The organism is Rahnella sp. CG8 (assembly GCF_023701875.1).
Classification (GTDB): Bacteria; Pseudomonadota; Gammaproteobacteria; order Enterobacterales; family Enterobacteriaceae; genus Rahnella; species Rahnella aceris.
Genome location: NZ_JABAED010000022.1, coordinates 1 through 16,771 on the forward strand (window position 1 = coordinate 1; position 16,771 = coordinate 16,771).

The 16,771-nt window shown below is 49.6% G+C and carries 5 protein-coding genes; 3 read left to right on the plus strand and 2 right to left on the minus strand.

Annotated elements, in window-relative coordinates:
- Window positions 1-203: 203 nt before the first annotated feature.
- Window positions 204-980, minus strand: coding sequence for a DgsA anti-repressor MtfA (gene mtfA, locus HGO41_RS18795; RefSeq protein ID WP_013575231.1), 777 nt, complete (start codon window positions 978-980; stop codon window positions 204-206).
- A gap of 247 nt (window positions 981-1,227) precedes the next feature.
- The gene (locus HGO41_RS18800) at window positions 1,228-2,751 is read right to left on the minus strand and encodes an EAL domain-containing protein (protein WP_112151862.1); all 1,524 of its coding nucleotides are present in this window, start codon (window positions 2,749-2,751) and stop codon (window positions 1,228-1,230) included.
- 404 nt (window positions 2,752-3,155) lie between these two features.
- Between HGO41_RS18800 and HGO41_RS18805 the strand changes: the two genes are divergently transcribed.
- From HGO41_RS18805 to HGO41_RS18815, 3 genes are read left to right on the plus strand one after another with little or no spacing between them, the layout of a single operon-like run.
- Window positions 3,156-7,430, plus strand: a complete 4,275-nt coding sequence (locus HGO41_RS18805; RefSeq protein WP_250981302.1) for a Tc toxin subunit A — start codon at window positions 3,156-3,158, stop codon at window positions 7,428-7,430.
- A gap of 41 nt (window positions 7,431-7,471) precedes the next feature.
- Window positions 7,472-11,929 carry a Tc toxin subunit A-related protein gene (locus tag HGO41_RS18810; RefSeq protein ID WP_250981303.1) on the plus strand — a complete coding sequence of 1,486 codons (4,458 nt, stop codon included), beginning with the start codon at window positions 7,472-7,474 and terminating at the stop codon, window positions 11,927-11,929.
- Window positions 11,930-11,978: 49 nt separating this feature from the next.
- A complete protein-coding gene (locus HGO41_RS18815; protein WP_250981304.1) occupies window positions 11,979-16,373 on the plus strand; it encodes a SpvB/TcaC N-terminal domain-containing protein in 4,395 nt (1,464 codons plus the stop codon).
- The last annotated feature ends 398 nt before the right edge of the window (window positions 16,374-16,771 follow it).

Here is a 16,771-nt window from a genome sequence, read left to right on the forward strand (position 1 = left end):
ACTCGAACCAGTGACATACGGATTAACAGTCCGCCGTTCTACCGACTGAACTACAGAGGAATCGTTGGAACGGGGCGCATAATATCCAGAGGGCTGCGGAGTGTCAACGCTAAATTCGTCAAAAACGTCCGACTGCTCAGCAACTAATCAATGTCGTCATAAAAGGGCACTTTACTGCGGAAAAATGTCCGTCAAAACGGAATTTAACAATCGCAGCGCTGACCGCGAAGTTGCCTTGCCAGCGGGTCCTGTTGATAAAAACGGCTGAAATGGCCGTATACCAGCGGAAAACGCTCTGAAAGTAATTCTGGTGCACTAAAGAAATACTCTGACAGTACCGCAAAACATTCGGCCGCATCGGTCGCCGCGTAGGCGTCCATGCTGGCAGCCTCTTCGCCGACAGTGTCGATTTCATCCTGCAGATTTTGCATCGCGGCGTGTAAATCGTGTTCCCATGACACCACCTCACGCAGCGGAATAGGCGGAATACCCGTGACTTCGCCGCCGTTGCGCATATCCAGTTTATGCGCCGCTTCGTGGATGATCAGGTTAAAACCAGAATTGTCGAATGAGTCCTCGATGTCCTGCCAGTTGAGTACAATCGGGCCCTGATCCCAGCTTTGTCCGGCATGAATTTGTGAACCGGCATGCACCAGCCCGTTTTCATCCTGCCAGGGAGCATCAACCACGAACGGGGAAGGGTAGAGCAGGATTTCGTGAAAGCCATCGAGCCAGGAAGCGCCCAGTTCCATCACCGGCAGCGCAAAAAGCAGCGCGATACGGGCCTGCATCAGTTCAGTCAGCTCAACGCCTTGCAGAGGAACCAGCCTTTTTTGTTGCAGCAACTGGCTGGCGACCTGAATCAGACGCAGTTTCTCATCTTCGTTGAGGCAAGATAAAAGTGGGATATTCAGCGCGTCATTCCAGGCGTCTGATTTCTCAATTTTCAGTTCATTCGCTTTCCACGGCCACTTAATCATCATCTTGCTCGCAAAGTGATCATTCTGATTGTCAGCAGGGTTCTCCGCCAGAGTACTCCAATACAAGTAACTTCAACAAGTTAGCTTAGTTATCGGGCTCATCCTGTATGGATGTTACACACCGGCAGTTTTTTAGCAAAAAGCACAGACATCTTATAAGACGCAGCTCACGTTATTAGTCTAGTCACTGAGTCACGAATGTGCCCGCAGTATGAAGAGATAGCGCCCGCCACAGGCTGCATGAAAATCAGAGCCATTTCCGGATAAAATCGGCGGGCGGTACAGGCTTTCCGAAAAAGTAACCTTGCAGGAATTCCAGCCGGTACGGGGCAAGATAATTTACCTGTGTCTGGGTTTCAATGCCTTCGGCCACGATGATCATTTGCAGACGTTTAGCCAGGTCAATCACGTTATCAACAATGTGCCCAGCCAGCGCGTCTGTACCAATCCGGCCTATGAAACTCTGGTCAATCTTCAGAATATCAATGTGGAATTTTTGCAGGTACGCCAGGCTGGAATGCCCGGTGCCAAAGTCGTCCAGTGCGATCAGCACGCCCATCTGGCGAAGTGTGTGAAACAGGCTGGAGGTGATTTCACCCGGCTCGATTAATTCACGTTCAGTCAGCTCAAGCACCAGATTGATCGGGTTCTCCCTGAAGGCATCAATAAACGCTTTGCAGTCTTCAGCCAGTGAGAGGTCTTTGAAATGGCTGGCGCAGATATTGAAACCGAAATGGAAATTTTTAGGCAACTGTGCTGCCAGCGGACCGAACTGTTCACGTACCTGCGTCATGATGAGGCGCGTCATGGGCACAATCAGGCCGCTCTCTTCTGCCAGCGGGATAAACTGATAAGGCGGGATCAGCCCTGATTGCGGATGCTGCCAGCGCATCAGCACTTCAGCGCCGGTCACCTCATGCGTGGTGCCATCCACCACCGGCTGTAAATAAGGAATGAACTGTTTTTTCTCCAGCGCTTCTCTCAGCGCCGCCGTCGGGCTGCCGACACGACCGAGCAGGCTGTAGGTCATGAAAGCGATAAATAAGCTGAGCAGCGGGAACAATATCAGGCTGACGGTGGCGTAATCAAAAACATAACCCCAGTGGTCACTGGGCCGGATCACTAAGCGAATCGCGTAGGGGTAGTTCTGAGAAGCAAGCTCCATACGTTCACCGTCCGGCCAGCCTTCACCGGTGTGAATGCTGCCATTGCTGTCCATCCACTGGTCGCCTACCTGCAATACCAGATAAGCGTGAGTGCTGAGCAACGACAGGATGTTGTGCAGAAAATAGCCATCCACACCAACCAGCACGCCGCTGCCGTTAACGTCATGACGATAGGCAATAAGAGGATGATCGGGCGTGATGCTGTTGCCACGCATCAGCATTAACCGTCCGTCGATATATTTGTCGGTCGAGATATTGTCAGCACGCGGGCCGAATAAGGAGGCGCAGTAAATCGTATTCTGGCGGTAGAGGTTGACCGTGCGGACATTGGGCACTTTGGCTACCTGCCAGCGTAGCGCCTGCACGGTGTTGGCATCGCAGGGGACGCCAATCAGATTCTCAACGGCGCTGGTGGCAATGGCGGCATTATCCAGCGTCATATCCACCAGCCTCACCGACTGTTGCAGGTTTGCACTGGTATCACGGCGTAATCCCTGAGAAGTTTGCCACGAGATCGCCAGTATGCCGAGAGCAGCAACAACAAGGAATGCGAGTAGTGAAAGGCATATTCGGACAGAGCGTCGGGTTAACCAGTTTAGGGCCAAGGGTATCCCCCAGTGAGAGTCAGAGAGCGGCATTTTGTCCCGTTAATATACCTCATAATCCCGCTCTGCGGTGTGGAGCTTTGCGAAGAAGATTCGGTATGGCACTGATTTAAAGGTGACGTTTTGCTCAAAAATACCTATCTGAACCGATATTTCTACCCTGACAATATATAAAAATAGTTTTTTAATTTAATGATGGGTTTTTTATATCATTATGTTTGTGTTTATATCCCGCCGGGGGATATGTGATATTTATTATGTTAAGAAAGATGGAATATTCCCTGTCCTTATGAATAATTATCTCAACAGGTGTCTTAAGTCAGAAATGAAAAAATATCTTTGCTTCACACTGACGAAAGACCTTTATTAACGTTAAGTGATGGGTCAATCATAAGGTGTGAAATATGTCTGAGAATAACGCCATATCACAATTGTCCGGAATATTGGATATGAATAACCAACTTGAAGAAAATGGCTATCATTCCGTATTTGATATTATACGTGTGCCACGTAATGTTTTTATTACCCGTCATCAATTGGATTTTGGCCAGAATACGGAAAAAGTCTATGATCTGGCTGTTGGTTATGCGACGCAACTCAGCCGCCTGTTTAAAAAAAATACTTTCGCAAACACCACAGAAGCCGCTGCTTCACCCGCTTTGTTAAGAGGCACGCAAAATACACAGGGTTTACAGACAACACAGTTGGGTGCCCTGGAGCAAAATATTCCTACTTATGCTGCGCTATTTAACGAGACCTGGACGCAATACTGCCTGACTAACGCCCCCGAAGCGCTGGATTCACCGGTATCCTACCTCAACTTCCTTTATCAGCAGGCGATGGACTGGGAAAGCGCTGCTGGCTCAGCCGTTAACAACATCTTTCATTTAAGCCAGAGACGTCCTGATTTACCGGATCTTTTACTGGATGAGGACGCGATTAATCAGGTCATACCGACACTGGATATTGTCAATGATGTGCTGGAAGCCGCCATCGCGCCGTCCGTTCCGCAGACGACAACGGTTGATAAAACATTATCCACCACCCGCTACCCCAATACATTGCCCTACCATTATCCGCATCAACAGGTTCTGACCGCGTTAGAAGATAAGCCGCTCTCTTTGCAGGATATCCTTCAGCAGGCAGATCAATCATGGCCGCTTTTCACCAACGACACTTTTAGCAGTGCTGCCGCCGATACCGCAAAATCACTGGGCAGTAACCTGGCACCTGAACAGCAACAAATAGTTTCTGAAGCCGTTAATGCCAGCAGTGATGCCTGGTATCAGGCGAATTACGGCATTGCCAGTGCTGCCAATGCTGTGAAGGATATGAGTGTTATAGACACCTTTTTGCACAAGACCTCGCTGGATGAGACGCATCTGGAGTCGCTGATTGCCGGGAATGCAGGGGGAACGACGGTGGTCGCTTCTGCTAATGTGCCAGGTCTTTCTGCCAGTCCGATACACTATGGCGCGAAGTTTATTAATGGCGGACAGGGTGAACCTATAGTAATTGATCTGGTGAGTAAAGGGACAATCCTTGACCCCTCGGAAGATCAATCCGGAACCGCAAATTTAGTTTTCAATGGATCACCGGAATACACGAGTGATGCCCCTTTTGACGGTGGTGTCATTATTAATGCAGTTGCGAATGAATATTTTTATGCACCTGTTGAAATCGGCAGTCCGGGAGGAGTACCTACTGATTTCACGCTTAGTTTTTGGTGTAAAATTCATCTTGATGCGCATGATGATGCTTTGATATTTACCAATAAAACATCGAATTATGCAGGTTCCGCAGCGGGTATTACTTTATTTTTGCGGATTACCAATGGCGCTTATGCGCTGGAGTTGGGTATATCTGATGGTTTCAATACTCCTGTGCTTTTAACGGCTCCTTTTACGGAAATGGGTAACTGGACTAATATTGTCGTCAGATATCAACCAGAAAGTAAGAAACTATTATTGCGTTTTAGCACCGGTAATGTGTGTGTATATTCAAATGAGGTGCTTTATAATAGTCTGAACGACACAATACGGGGGACGGGTTATTTAGGCTTTAATGGTAACAAAGATGAACGTTATTATAACTCTTATTCAGCCAGACGGTCGGTCATTGAATATGATGATATTGCTCTTTGGAATAAATTTATTGGATGGAGCGATCTTGATCATATGCTTGCTACGGGTTTACCCGCGGGTGGCAGAACGGATATGGCGCATTATTATCCTTTAGATCAGCTTATTTTAACTGATATTTTTAATATCAACCATGATCGTCTGGAGCGAATCAATCGCCAAATCCGTCTGCAACGCTGGCTGTCATTGCCTTACGACCGTGTGGATTTATTGGTAAGTGCCACCATGCATGCCGAAAACAACACTGCGCTTACCATGAATAACAATACGCTGCGTATGCTGGGCGTGTTCCGCCACTATCAGCAATATTATGCTGTCAATGCCTGGCAATTTTCTGCGCTGATCGACGAAATAACCCCTTATGCGATTTCCCCTGAAGTGCCATTTTTTGACCAAATATTTAATTCCCCTTCACTGTTTGAAACACCGTTCACACTGACAAATGCCAATTTTTCCTATGACTATTTTAGCGAACAAAGTGGCCGTATTATTAAGCAGCTTTGTGCCGGGTTAGGCATCAGCGAAGTACAGTTTTCGGTTCTGGCTGAGCTTGTCGCGGCGCAGCAGGGAAGCCTGGTAAATCGTACATTACCGTGTTCACTCCCGGTGGTCTCTGCATTGTACCGGCTGGTGACCCTGCCGAAGCTCTTTGGCCTGAGCCTGCCCGAAGGGCTGTCGCTGATGCAGTTAATGGGCGGTCAACGGGTGATTGAAAAACTGGCGGGTGTTCCTGCGATTAAAGCAGTCAATGCCAGCAGTGAAGATATTCTGGATGTGCTGATGGCGCTCTCTTCTGCGGTTCAGTGGCTGAAAACATCGGGTCTTTCTGCCGCTACCTCACTGGTTTTACTGGATATTGAAGGCGCTGCACAACCTCAGGAGAGTGCGACCACCGGGCAGATGAACTTAATCAGTGATACTAATCAGCATTTAAGCACCGCATTGCTGACGGATGCCGTAATACAAATGAGTGGCGTGCCAGAGTCTGAATTTTTATTGCCCGCAACTATAGGGAAAAGTTCAGTATTCACCTATATGAGCCAGGATGACAGTAAGTTCGAGCCCAGTTATTTAATAAATACCGAAGACAAAGAGTATATTTATTTTACAGATGAAGTGATGGCCGGACTTAACGGCGAGAAAGATTATAGTATTGGTTTCTGGCTATATATTCCCTCAGGCGATAGTGGTGTTAATACTACTGTTGTAATGACGAATTGCTCTTCACAACTAAGTCCGGGGTTCACTATTGAGTTTATTTCAAGTGAATTGATGAACTTCAGTTTGTTCTATAGGGATGGTGCTTCAAATAGACAATCATCTGGTTTTAACGGTTATGTTGAGGATGAGTGGTTATATATAAATTATGCTTTCAATGCGAATACCAAAAAATTACAACTTTACTGTAGCTTTGCCGATGCACTAAATATGAGTCATGGTGAAACACTCAGCGGGGGGCTGTTTACGCCTGGCAATCATGTGGTAATGGGACGATATGGAAACTTAACTCCTTTTGCTGCTTCTTCCGTGAGTCATTGTGGTTACAGTGATATTGCAGTATGGGACCGTGTGCTTTCTCTTGAGGAAATCAGAACTATTGTACAGGAGAATCTACCGGCCACTGATGCAAAATATAAGATTTATCCTGAAAGTTATTCCTCATATCTCTATTTTCTGAATGATTTAATTGATGGCAACGGCATTATTTTACCTGTTATTTGCCAGCAAGATGAGAGTGAGCTTGATGCCATAACCCGTATGGTGACGGTTGATATTGCGACTCTTGACATTGAGGGGACATTGACCCGTCAACAAATTATCGCACAACTCGCTAATCTTATTTACCAGACGAAACTAACCCAGGACGGTATTGCTAACAGTGCCATTGCCAAAGCGCTAAGTATCGACCAGTCTCTCTCTCCTTTCCTGCTGACATGGGCGAATTCCGGCAGTCATGACTTCCTCAGCCAGTGTTGGGGATTACGTGATGTCACGGATGCGCATGATAACGGGGTGACGTCGTGGACGGCACTGCTGTTTGATGTTGGCCGCCGGGCAGCACTGACGCGGATTTTTCATTTATCTGCTGCGGCAGTGAGCACTTATCTCAGCCATCCTGACTGGTTTGGTACACCGGATAGCAGCCTGACGTTACCGCAGCTTTATGCGTTTAGTCGCTATGACAGCCTGAGTCTGCAAACTCCCCTCAGTGAAGATGAGATCCTTGCTTATCTCAATTGGGTGAACAGTGGTAAAGCCATACTACCGGAAGCCGCAAATCAGGCGCTGGCGGCATTACTCGGCTGGGAAACAAGTGAAACGACGGGCGCCGTCGATTATGTTTGCAGCGCGTCAACGCCAAGGCGGGCTGTCAATCTGAGTGAGATAGCAAGGGTGATGGACTTACAACGCTTAAGTCGGCAAACCGGGCTGTCAGTGACGTTTTTACTGTCTACCGCCATGCTGAACACCGGCAGCGCCTACGAACAATGGCTGCAGGCCGGGGAATCCTTAATTTCCACGATGCTGACAGAATAAGTCCGCGATAATCCCATCGGCAAAATACAGGAATCATTATTATGACAACGTCAGCCGTAGCAAAATTGAATGAAGGTTATCGTGATGCATTACTGGCCTATTATATGGGGCAGTACCTGCCAAATTATCAGGCCGGAACGCTACAGGAATATATCCGCGATACGAATGATGTTTATGAGTATTTGTTGATTGACCCGTTAGTCACCGAACAGGTGACGACATCCAAAGCCTCGGCAGCCATGACCAGTATTCAGCAATACCTGAACAGTCTGGCGCTGAATATGGAGCCGGGTTTTGACAGCGATATTATTGACCCCGATACACTTAGCGCCTGGAAGCAAGGGGCGAATCAATACAGTATCTGGGCAGGTGCAATGGAGCTGGATACCTATCCGGAAAATTATATTGACCCGTCACTACGCAATTCAAAAACGACTTTTTTCAAAAATCTCGAAACCACCCTAAACCAGAATCAAATTAACAGTGATAATGCTCAGGCAGCAGTGTTGAATTATCTTAATGAATTTGAACAGATCGCTAATCTGGATGTGGTCAGCGGTTATCTGGATGGCTTTGATGAAGAACAGGATATTTATTATTTTATTGGCCGCAGTAAAGATACTCCCGCAGTATGGTACTGGCGTTCGCTAAATATGGGTATGCGCGAAAATGGCATTCTCCCCGCCAGTGCCTGGTCAGAATGGTTAAAAGTGGATGTTAATCTTGCAGATGAAACGTTGATTAGCACCGTTCGTCCGGTAATGTTCAATAACCGTCTATATCTTAGCTGGTGGGAGCGGAGTATTACAGGCGATCAGGCAACCAGCAGTAATGAGCAAATCAAATACAGTGCCACCATCACTGCATATGTAGCCTATAGAAAATATGATAATAGCTGGAGTGCACCACAGATTGTTGGCCGCCAGTCAGGAGGGGAAAGTTCCTGGCTTTATACGTCCGATAAAGCCGATCTCTATACCGTATCGGTACAGGATGATCCTTCTGCCAGTGGAAAAAAGAAAAGCCTGAGCGTTAGCCTGGTGTCAGTAAATCTTACGGACTATCTGCAATTTCGCATTGATGAATGGTTCAATCCTATTATTAATGACAGTAGTTATGATATCTCAACTTATTTCCCTTACCTTTGCACTGATGCATACCAATACCGAATCCAACCAAAAACAGCCGGATCATTCCAGTATTACATTGCTGCCTTTACAAAAAAAACCATATCTGATGGCGTCCATATTTTGAATAGTGTTCAACAGATTGATGCAGGCGACATAAAAATAACAAAAAGCCCCTCTGATGTTATTTCAATAAACTTTGATGTGCTGGCTGAATTTAACAATTATCATTATGCTAAGACGGATATTAATGGTATTACGTCGGGTAATGATAAAGGGATAATGACTGCGTCGATTCAGATGGCAGGGAAGGATGTCTATGTGCAAGGGAATTATGATCCCGAAAAAAATTATGTTGGCAATTTCGCAAACATTAGCCTCCAATATTATGACCCTGTAACCTCTGTCGGTTATTCTCCATACATTGGGCGGGCAGATTTCGATTCAAGCAATATGTTATCATTTTCAGTTTCAAATTCTGTGAATGATCTGAAATTAAATATTCTAATTTCCGCCGCGTCGGCCTCGTTACAATTGCAAGTTCCCCCTATTCAAAAGGGTGCATGGGATTATATATCTTCTCCCTCTGGTAGTTTTGATTTTACGCATACCAAGACGGTATTGAGTGGCTATTTGGGAAACTGGAAAAGTAGTACGCGGCTGGCAACACATGAATACGCTTCGGAAAACAGCCTGAAAAGATATTCACTTAATATTCCTTACACGATTCCTGCAGTGAACCAGGTGATAACGATTTCTTATGGCATCAGCCAAACCCTGAATGGCGTAAGTTATGGTGATTCGGTCATTCAAATCAGTTTTAAAGTGAAAGAAGGGCTGGCTGACTCCCCGACGTTAGGTTCAATCACGGATAACTCTCTGGGAACAGCCCAGTTTCTTGATTTCAGCCGATTCACATCGTCTATTTCACCCATCCGCCTCAACACGCTTTTCGCGAAAGAACTGGTCGCGAAGGCCAATATCAGCATTGATGCGCTGCTTGCCTGGGATACTCAGCTCACGCAAGAGCCTGCATTAACTTCCGGTGGCACTGCGTTACCCATGGATTTTAACGGGGCCAACGGCATCTATTTCTGGGAGCTGTTCTTTTATATGCCGTATCTGGTTGCCTGGCGGCTGAACCAGGAGCAGCAGTATGCACAAGCGCGTAACTGGTACCACTATCTTTTTGATCCCTCTGCGCGAGGGCGGGTCAGCAGCAATCCGCTATATCCGCAGCCTGATTACTGGAATTCCCGGCCGATTATCACACCGGATGTCACCGATTTGCTGGCGGATTCGCTGATCAACCCCCTGGATCCAGACAGTGTGGCGATGAGCGAGCCGGTTCATTACCGTAAAAATCTGTTCATGGTGTATGTGCGTAATATCCTTGATCAGGCGGATAACTTTTATCGCCAGCTGACGCCGGATGCGCTGGGCTGCGCAAGGCTGGGTTATGCGCAGGTCAGCAATTTACTCGGACCGGATCCCGCATTAAAGATTGTCAATCAGTGGCAGCCTAAGACGCTGGCAGAGGTGAGCGCCAGCCCTAATCTTGTATTGCGTAATTTTGAGCAGCAATTCACCCGCACCACGGCGTTGCCGCTGTTAAGCGGGGGACTTAATCAGGCCCTGGCCGTGCAGGATAACGAGAACTTTATTGCCCCTCTTAATGTGCAGCTACTGGCGTTCTGGGAAACGCTCAACGCCCGGCTGTTTAATCTGCGTCATTATCTGAGCATTAACGGGCAACCGATGAGCCTTTCCCTCTATGCGCCACCGGCGAACCCGACCCAACTGATGCAGCAGCGGGCGCAGGGTGGAAGCTTATTGCAGGTGGCGGGAGGAGCGGCGATCAATATTCCGGCTTATCGTTTCCGGGTGTTATTACCCGGCTTGTATAACGCGATTTCAACGCTGACGCAGTTTGGTAGCAGCTTGCTGAGTTTCTATGAGCGTGGGGAAAGTGCCGCGTTGCAGGAGCTGGACCAACAACAGGCGGTAGATCTCTCCGAATTTGCTATCGCCTTACAGGAGGAGGCGATTAACGAACTGCAGGCGGAGCGTGATGCCATGTTCGCCAGCCGTGAAGTCACCGCGCAGCGATTCTCGCACTACCGCACGTTATATGAGGATAATTTAACCGATCAGGAAGAGTCCGTACTGAACAGTTTGTCAGCCTCCGCAGCGCTGATGGCGGTCGCTCCGGCGATGTCCGTTGCCGGGGCTGCACTCGATATGGTGCCGAATATCTTTGGTCTTGCCGTCGGGGGTGCCAAATGGGGTGGATTGCTCAATGCCAGTTTCGACTCGCTTCACACTGTTGCGATGGTGACGCAAACCGCCTCGCAGCGGATCCAAATATCAGAAGAATGGCGCCGCCGTCGCGCTGAATGGAAAATTCAGTATCAGCAAGCGGAGGGCGAACTGAAGGCTATCGATAAGCAGCTCGACACCCTGAGTATCCGCCAGCAGTCTGCGCAAACATCCCTTGAACAGGCTAAAAAGCAGCAACAAAACCTGCAATCGACACTGACGTTCCTTAACGCACGCTTTAGTCAGTCTTCTCTGTATAACTGGCTGGCGGGGCAAATGGCGGCTCTGTATTACCAGGCCTATGACGCTGTGATTTCACAGGCGCTGAATGCGCAATCGGCCTGGCAATACGAAATTGGTGATTTCACCACGATATTCATCAATACCTCGGCCTGGAATAATAGTTATCGCGGTCTGCTGGTCGGTGAAAATCTGCAACTTAACGTTCAGCAGATGGAAGCTGCCTGGCTGAGCCGTAATACCCGCCGTTTGGAGATGACCAAAACGATCTCGCTGCGTCAGTTGCTGGGCAGTCAGTTTGATGTGCAGCGTCAAACGGGCGCATTCAGCTTTACGCTCAACGAAACCCTGTTCGATAACGATTATCCCGGCCAGTATTTACGCCAGATAAAATATGTTTCTGTTTCGCTGCCTACCCTGATTGGCCCATGGCAGGACGTCCGCGCCTTACTGACACAGACTGGCAGCAGTACCTTACTGAAGCCAGATATTCTTGGCGTGCAATATTTGCAGGATCCCACCACGGGAAATAACAGCAATGTTATTGCGAATCTGCGCGCCAGTCAGCAAGTGGCGATTTCACGGGGCCTGACCGACAGCGGTCTGTTTGAACTCTCATTTGGTGACGAACGCTACCTGCCGTTTGAAGGCACCGGTGCAATATCGGGCTGGCAACTTACGTTCCCGAACCCTGCTCATACCGGGCAAAAAGCCCTGCTGGATGCGTTGAATGACGTGATTATTCAGGTGAATTACACCGCGCTGTACGGCGGCACCGCTTTTGAAGAGGATGTGCAAGCCACACTGGTGTGATTGAACAGGAAGTCAGTAAAAGTCGTGACATTCATTCTCAGGAGGCGGTATGCAGCAAACAGAAAAATCTTCAACGTTGCCGGTTAACGGTCTCACTCTGCCAAAGGGCGGAGGCGCCATCCAGGGCATGGGCGAGTCGCTCGGAAACATTGGGCCGAACGGCATGGCCACTCTGTCTCTGCCCCTGCCCATTTCACCCGGACGGGGTTATGTGCCAGCCCTGACACTGAGTTACAGCAGTGGCGCGGGAAACAGTGAATTTGGTATGGGGTGGGGATGCGGGACCGCCAGCATCAGGAGGCGGACCAGCAAGGGGGTGCCACTTTATACGGGCGAAGACGTGTTTATCGGGCCGGGCGGAGAGGTGCTTATCCCGCAATACAGCGATGACGGACAGATCGTCAGCCGTAACGTATCACGCTACGCAAAGGTGACGCTGGATCAAACCTGGCGTGTCACATCTTATTTTGCGCAAATCACTGCCGGGAGTGACCTTATTGAGCGCTGGCAGGGCGTGCAAAGCGGCGATTTCTGGCTGGTTCATACCGCCGACGGCCAGCTTCATTGCCTGGGGAAATCACCTGCGGCACAACTGACTGATCCCGATGACCCCGGCCGCATTGCCGCCTGGATGCTGCAAGAGTCGGTCAATCCTGCTGGCGAACATATTTGCTATCGCTATAAAAAAGAAGATGCCGCCGGTGTCAGCCTGAGCGGGAATGAACAGCAACGGGAGCATCGTGCATTTATCTATCTGATGCAGGTTGATTATGGCAACCGAACGGCACAGGACGCGCTTTATGCCTGGACGGGGGCGATCCCGGATGACAGCCAATGGTTGTTCAGCCTGGTGTTCGATTATGGTCAGCGGAGTCTGGATCCGGCCGTACCGGTAGCTTATGCCCCCGTCAATGACTGGCTGGTGAGACCCGATCCTTTTTCCAGCTATGACGTTGGTTTTGAGGTTCGCTGTCACCGGCTCTGTCACCAGGTGCTGATGTTTCATCGTTTTCCGTCTGAACTTCATACACCGGAGACACTGACCCATCGGTTGCTGCTTGAGTATCAGAGTTCCGCCATTCTTAGTCAGATAAGCGGTGCGCAGATACTGGCTTATGAAACCGATGGCACGGTGCAGAGTCGTCCGCCGCTTGATTTGAGTTACAGCCCGTTCTCTGTCACGGCATCACCAGACCTGTGGCAGCCTTTTCCTGCTCTGGCGGGACTGGATGACGGGCAACAGTATCAGTTGGTGGATTTATACGGCGAAGGCATTCCCGGCGTGCTGTTTCGTCAGTCCACTGGCTGGTTCTATCGTGCGCCGGTAAGAGGCAGTGACGGTGAGAACAGCGTCACCTATGGTGACTGGCAGCTTTTACCTCAGGTGCCTGCCATGCAGCCTTCCTCCATGGCGTTGATGGACGTCAATGGGGACGGGCGTCTCGACTGGCTGGTGACCGCGCCAGGCATCAATGGTTTCTTCACGCTAAACCCGTCGGGTGAATGGTCATCCTTTACGCCGTTTTCCGCTTTTCCGACGGAATTCAGCCATCCTTCTGCACAATGGGCTGACCTGACCGGCTCGGGGCTAACGGATATCGCGTTAATCGGACCGAAAAGTGTGCGTCTTTATGCCAATAACCGGATGGGCTTTACCCCTCCGGCAGAGATTGAGCAGCAATATACTCTCCCGGTCTTTGCCCGGGATGCCAGTGAGCTGGTGGCGTTCAGCGATATGCTGGGATCGGGCCAGCAACACTTGATCCGCATTCGTCATGACGGCATCACTGTCTGGCCAAATCTGGGGCAGGGTAAATTTGGTGAACCTTTTGTTCTCAGTTCGCTGAGTTTTGATCGCCAGAGCTTTGATCCCAGCCGCATCATTCTGGCCGATCTCGACGGGGCAGGGGGCGCCGATTTGTTGTATATGCACAGTGATTACATTGAAATTTTCGCCAACCTGTCGGGTAACGGGCTGGCAGCACCGGTACAGATTCCGTTGCCTGCCGGAATCCGTTACGACAATTTATGTCAGTTAAACGTTGCCGATTCGCAGGGGCTGGGCGTAGCAAGTCTGATCCTGTCGGTGCCCTATATGACGCCACAACACTGGCATTGTGATTTAACCAGCATAAAGCCCTATCTGCTGGAGTCGGTGAACACCAATCAGGGCCGCCACAACCAGATCATTTACCGCAGTTCGGCGCAAGAGTGGCTTGATGAAAAACAGTTGTTTCCCGGCGCTGTTTCGGCACTACCTTTCCCGATCCATATCGTTTCGCAAACGGTCAATACCGACGAGATCAGCGGCAGTGTACTGACAAAACGCTGCCGTTACCGTAAGGGTGTGTATGACGGCATTATGCGTGAATTCTATGGTTTTGGTTATCTGGAGCAAACCGATGCTATCGGTGGCGGGCAAACCAGTGAGGATACTGAACCGCTGATCAGTAAAAGCTGGTTTCATACCGGGCACGAAGAGGATGAAAATAACCTTTACGGGGCACCCTATACAGGACGTTTTTCGGTGGTGGTAAACCCTACCCGGTTAAGTGAGTTTGATGCCATAAACGGCAAAGACATTGTGCTGTCGGATGTGAGTCGTGAGAGCCGCGCCTGGCTCTATCGCGCGCTGAAAGGATCACTACTTTGCAGTGAAGTGTATGGGGTGAATAACCCGATTCCTTATACCCAGACCACCCAACGTTATCAGGTGCGTCTGGTACAACCCGCCAGAGGTAAAATTGCCGCCGTGGCGATGCCGGGCCTGCTTGAGTCGGTCAGCTATAACTGGGAGCAGATTGCGACTGACCCGGTGATCGGCCAACAGGTCATCATGCAAAAAGACCGCTACGGGGCCACGGTGTGGCAGGTGAATATAAATTATCCTCGTCTGACCAAACCCGCTGTCGATCCGTATCCGGCCACCTTGCCGGATACGGCATGGGCAAGCTCGTATGACAGTCAGCAGCAGGTGCTGAGAATAACCGAGGGCCGGGCATCTTATATTGATTTGACTGACCCGCAGGCGTGGCGTCCGGGGATCAGTGATTGTCAGCGTACCAATGTCCTGACTTATGAGAACTATACGTTACCGGCGAACGGCATTACGTTTGAAATGTTAAGCGAACCTGACGGGTTACTGGGCAACAGTCGCCCGCGTATTTATGCCGGCCAAAGCCAGATATTTTATCAACCTGCGGTGCCGGATTTGGGGGCGAGGGTTGACCATGTCGAAACGGCAGAGCTGGATGAGGTCAGTCTGGCGGCGTATGACGGCATACTCAGCCGCGACGAACTTATTCCGCTCCTGGCAGAGGCCGGTTATGTGCATGTGCCTGCGTTGTTGCCAGTAGCCGGTGCCAGTGATGCGGCGGTCTATTGTATTGCCAGTGCTTATACGACTTACTTACCTGCCAGCCGTTTTTATTTGCCTGAGACACAGCGGCAAACGCTGTTAACCGGTGTGACCACACTCACTTACGACGTCTACGGATGTTGTCTCATCAGCTCGCGGGATCCGGCCGGTAATACCACCTCTGCCACGTATGACTATCGCTTCCTGAAACCCACCAAAATCATTGATATTAATGACAATACTGCTGAAGTTCAGCTGGATTCACTCGGCAGGCAGATAGCGACCACCTTTTACGGAACGGAACAGGGGGTGATGACCGGATTTGATTCGGTGACGGAATACCCTGTTCCGGTGACACTGACGGTCGAACAGGCCATTAGTCAGGCGGGAACCAGCCCGCAGCATCTGGCGACCCTCATTGTTGAAGATCCCTTCAGCTGGATGGGCAAGGTGACGAAACAACAGTGTGGCAGCGCCTGGAATATTCTTCTGGAACAGCAATTTATTACGTTTGCGGGCTATATTCGTGCTGCCGGGCGACGCTGGGCACACTCGGCGACGGTAATTAGCGGCCTTGACGCCTCTGTGCGCCGGCTTCTTGCTGACGCGATGACGACACCTGTCCACCTTGCCACCCTGACAGCAGACCGCTATCCCGATGATGATCAACAGCAGGTCCGGATCAGCGTGGCCTTCTTTGATGGTTTTGGCCGGACATTGCAACAAAGCGGCAAAGTTGCGCCTGGCGAGGCGTGGGTGCGGGATACCGAGGGGGAACTGGTGATCAGTGCGGGAGGGGAGCCGGTGACAGTGCCTGCCAATCCGCGCTGGGCGGTCAGTGGGCGGGTGGAATACAACAATAAAGGACTGCCGGTGCGGGCATATCAGCCCTATTTTATTAACGACTGGCAATACGTTGTCGATTCCGCCATGCGTACTGCGGGTTATGCGGATACTCATTTTTATGACGCACCGGGACGTGAAATTAAAGTGGTCAGAGCGGGATCGGGTTACCAGATCCGCCAGCAATATTTTCCGTGGTTTACCGTGAGTGAGGATGAGAACGATACGCTGGATACACTATGAGCAAGTTTAGTGACACGTCAAAGGAGGCTGCTAATGCCTGGATCAAATAATACGTTTAGATAGTGTGGCGCTGACAGGCATTGCTACTGTGCGACCGACCGGACACGCATCAGGGGCAAAAATACTGCAGGATTTGCGCCATTCATACCATGGTCAGCTCCAGCTCCGAATAATAAAGGTTTGTGGAATCGTTTTACTTCTTTTGTTAGCGGTGTTTTTAGAAGGTTATTCAGTTTTATTAGTCATTAAAAATAGGGTCGTGTAAGCACCGGGAAATAAGTTTTATAAAAATCATGTTATTTGAATTTTGTTAATGTTTTTTGTAAAGAAAATTTCCCGGAACAGAGGGGCAGTTTTTGAAATAATGTTTAGGGGAACCAACTGAGGATTTCTGCCTT